Genomic DNA, 3,370 nt, shown 5'->3' with positions numbered 1-3,370 from the left:
TTAAAAGCCTTGTAACCTGATAAGCTACCTGATTTTAAAATGTAACTCGATGCCAGGAATGAAATGGGTGCCGGAGTGGAATATTGCTGCATCAATACACTCATGCTTGTTCGCATGGAAAGATTGACCTGTGATTGATACAGGGCTACAATATCAAGGTATTTTTCGTAAGTAGTTAGCGAACTGTCGTGTGCTATCTCTCTTGCGTTAAGGATTATTGCCAGTTCGGTAAATTCTTTTACCAAGTTTTTGTTGGCAATACCGAAGCTTTTGGCAATGCTTTCAATAGTGGTTTTAGAGTGCTTACGTCCGCCTTTTAAATCCCCACGAATCCTTGATATGTAGCCCTTTTTATCCATAAAAAACCAGAACTACATGATTGTGTGAGCCAAATAGAAAAGTCCAATGAATATCTCTGCTGCCATTGTCAGCTCCAAACACCAAATTCGTTTATCTGCAAAGCCTGTTGCAATTAAAGCCGAGATAGCAATGATAATGGTGTATTCGATATTACCGAAACTGAAATAATAGCTTAATCCAAGGAGTGTAAAACCACCAATTGCCGATAAATAGTGAGCAATACGGATAAACAAGTTTCGCTTAAAGTCGGAAAATACACCAACTAAGAAGATTCCGATACCACCTCCAATAACCCACCAATCGGCAGATTCCTTAATAAACAGACCTGTTATGATGATGGCCAGCCCACAAACCCACATCACTATCTCAAATACAAGCTTGTAGGGTTTGCGTAAAAAGTAATTACTATCGGAAATTGATTTGCGGATGCCGTGAACCGCTATGATGGAAGTAAGATAAACTACCAAGGCTATAAATGCCGTGAAAAGGCTTGCTATTACTAATACTTTCATAATTATTGGAGTGTAATGGTTTTGTCTGTTTCGTCTTTGAATGTGAGCTTCAGGTTGTTCCCTGCAACATCTACCGAAAGGCTATCTACATCGGCATCCACAAAGTTTTTCATGAAGTTGATTTGGAAGTTCAGTATCTCAGCCAGCTTTGTTTCCCAATCTTCACCAGAGAAAATGCCGGAATCAGCATACACCTGTAAGAACTTTTTCAGGAAGTCAGGAATGTTCTGTAAGTTGACATCCCAATCAGCCCCAACAGTGGCATTTTCTTCAATACCTGAAAGCTTATCTTCGTCTGCCTGTGGGTAACTTCGTTTAGCATTATTGGCTTCAATGGCTGCTGCCTGTTCTGCCGATATGGTTGTAGGTTTATTCTGAATATTGGTGTCCCAATCTGCTCCAACAGTAGCACCTTCTTCGATTCCTCCAAGCTTGGTTTCATCCGCTTCGGGATAAGAGCGTTTTGCTGTATTCGTTTCGATAGCGGTTGCCTGTTCCTCTGTTATTGTAGCAGGCTTATTGGCGATATTCGTATTCCAATCTGCCCCGGCCGTGGCGTTTTCTTCAATACCTGAAAGTTTGTCCTGGTCAGCTTGTGGGTAGCTTCGTTTTTGGGCATTGGTTTCAATAGCTGCTGCCTGCTCTACCGATATGGTAACAGGCTTATTCTGAATATTGGTGTCCCAATCCGCTCCAACAGTAGCACCTTCTTCGATTCCTCCAAGTTTGGTTTCATCGGCTTCGGGATAAGAACGTTTTGCCGTGTTCGCTTCAATAGCCATAGCCTGTTCCTCTGAAATTGTAGTAGGCTTATTGGCAATATTTGTCTCCCAATCAGCTCCGGCAGTTGCGTTTTCTTCTATGCCTGATAGCTTATCTTCATCGGCTTGTGGGTAGCTTCTTTTTTCGGTATTCGCCTCAATAGCTGCTGCCTGTTCTGCTGAAATAGTAAGAGGTTTATTTTGAATATTGGTTTCCCAATCTGCACCAACAGTCGCACCTTCTTCGATTCCTCCAAGCTTGGTTTCATCAGCTTCGGGATAAGAACGTTTTGCTGTATTCGCTTCAATTGCGGTCGCCTGTTCAACTGAAATAGTGGTAGGCTTATTGGCAATATTTGTTTCCCAATCTGCTCCGACAGTTGCATTTTCCTCTATGCCTGAAAGCTTGTCTTCATCGGCTTGCGGATAACTGCGTTTAGCATTATTACCTTCAATATCGGCTGCTTGTTGTGGCGAAATGGTTACAGGTTTGTTCTGTACATTCGTGTCCCAATCAGCTCCAACGGTAGCGTTTTCTTCAATCCCTGCTAATTTGTTTTCATCAGCTTCGGGATAGGAACGCTTCTGCGTATTCGCTTCAATTGCTGCCGATTGTTCTGCCGAAATGGTTGTCGGCTTATTCTGAATATTAGTATTCCAGTCAGCTCCGGCAGTTGCACCTTCTTCTATTCCTGCAAGCTTTTCTGCATCAGCTTGTGGGTAGCTGCTCTTTTTATTATTATTCTCAATTGCCGTTGCCTGTTCTGCACTAATGGTTGTTGGTTTGTTTTGCAGTTCCTCAAAATTGGAAGTCAGGTTCATGTCATTTTCCAATTGCGAAAGCTTTGTTGGAATGGCAATATTGATATTTCCGTCAGGGTCGGTTACAAAACCACCATGCACCTCGATACCACCATTGGGCATATACACAGGACTTTTCTCTGAAATGAGTAAGTCTTCAACATTCCCGGCGATAATCAGACCACCGCTAATTTGCTGAACAATGGTTTTGGGTCTGTATTCCGGAGCGGATTTTGAACGTGCAATATTGATGAATGAACCAACCGAAGCCCTGTCAAGAATACTGTCCTGAACATCTCTGTTCATCTTGAAGTAGGTATCAGAAAACACAATTTTGTTGTAGCCCCTGTCAAATACACAGGACTGATTGACCTTTGCCTCGAAACAGCAATCATCAATGTTGGTGGTACTGTTCAGGAATGCTATTGCACCACTTCCGGCATCGGTATATTCAAAGCGTATGTCTGCAAAGTTGATAGCACTATTGTATATTTCAATTGCCTTATCACTTTGGAAAATCACAGGCTTAACGTATGTTCCAACCACACCATCCACCTTATTGCTTAATGAGCAGATGTTGATTTGGTAGGAGAAATCACGAAGGACCAGGAATGTTCCTAAATCGTTAATGTAAGTGCCGTCCTCAAACATGATACTGATACTTGCACTTTCATTGGTATGGTATTTCAATGCTTTAGGTAGGGTATCAAACAAACGTTGAAGTTTTGAAAATGGAGTACCTGACGGAATTATAATTGCTTTCTGCTCCACATCGTATTCAAAACCTGTTATTTGTTGGTCTTTACTCATATCGAACACGCCCTGAAAAACCTTGTATTGTTCGTGTTCCATACCCAAATAAGCGTACTGGCCATCCGAAGCCCATTCGCCTTTTTTCAATAACGGTGGGGTTGTTCCCCTAAACATTTTTATCGT

The 3,370-nt window shown here is 42.0% G+C and carries 3 protein-coding genes; all 3 read right to left on the bottom strand.

The genetic code is table 11. From position 1 onward, the window contains the following. The coding region (locus KEM10_RS23400) for a hypothetical protein (RefSeq protein WP_212220681.1) at positions 1–359 on the bottom strand (359 nt) is incomplete at its 3' end. Positions 360–371: 12 nt separating this feature from the next. Then, on the bottom strand, positions 372–872 hold the full coding sequence (locus tag KEM10_RS23395; protein ID WP_212220679.1) for a hypothetical protein: 501 nt from the start codon (positions 870–872) through the stop codon (positions 372–374). Positions 873–874: 2 nt separating this feature from the next. After that, positions 875–3,370: hypothetical protein (locus KEM10_RS23390; protein WP_212220676.1), on the bottom strand; the 2,496-nt coding region annotated here is incomplete at its 5' end.

The sequence above is a fragment of the Carboxylicivirga linearis genome (assembly GCF_018271995.1).
Classification (GTDB): domain Bacteria; phylum Bacteroidota; class Bacteroidia; order Bacteroidales; family Marinilabiliaceae; genus Carboxylicivirga; species Carboxylicivirga linearis.
This window is presented reverse-complemented; position numbering and strand designations above follow the sequence as displayed.

Coding starts and splice junctions, on each gene's coding strand:
- KEM10_RS23395 (WP_212220679.1), bottom strand. CDS start 872: ATGAAAGTATTAGTAATAGCAAGCCTTTTCACGGCATTTATAGCCTTG.